General features: G+C 60.1%; 1 protein-coding gene. It reads left to right on the top strand.

Annotation, left to right across the window (positions count from 1 at the left end):
* Positions 1-81 precede the first annotated feature (81 nt).
* On the top strand, positions 82-321 hold a 240-nt coding region (locus AF337_RS44345; RefSeq protein ID WP_063844330.1), incomplete at its 3' end, for a hypothetical protein.

Below are 321 nucleotides of genomic sequence, written 5' to 3'. Positions count from 1 at the left end.
CGAGGCGCCCGGTTGCCATGAACGGCTTGACATCGGCATGACCAAATTTAATCTCCACGCGGCTAAACTGGGTGAATTCCGATGCTCCGTATCAACCTGCATGCGGCAATCGCCATCGCCATGATCTCCGCCAACCCCGCCTCCGCCGCACCCTGCAGGAACGCAGCTGGCCACGCCGTCAAATGCCCGGCCAAATCGGTGCAGCAGAGGTCGATCGGCCAAAACAGCAAGCTGCAGCGGGGGAAGGTGCGAACGCACGTGACGGATACGACCGGCAGAGTGAATTATAAATGGCGACTGGCTGTTTGCCATCCCACACCC

The organism is Rhizobium ecuadorense, from assembly GCF_001187535.1.
In the GTDB taxonomy this organism is placed as follows: Bacteria; Pseudomonadota; Alphaproteobacteria; order Rhizobiales; family Rhizobiaceae; genus Rhizobium; species Rhizobium ecuadorense.
Note: the sequence above shows the minus strand (reverse complement) of the source record. Positions and strands in the feature narration are given on the sequence as shown.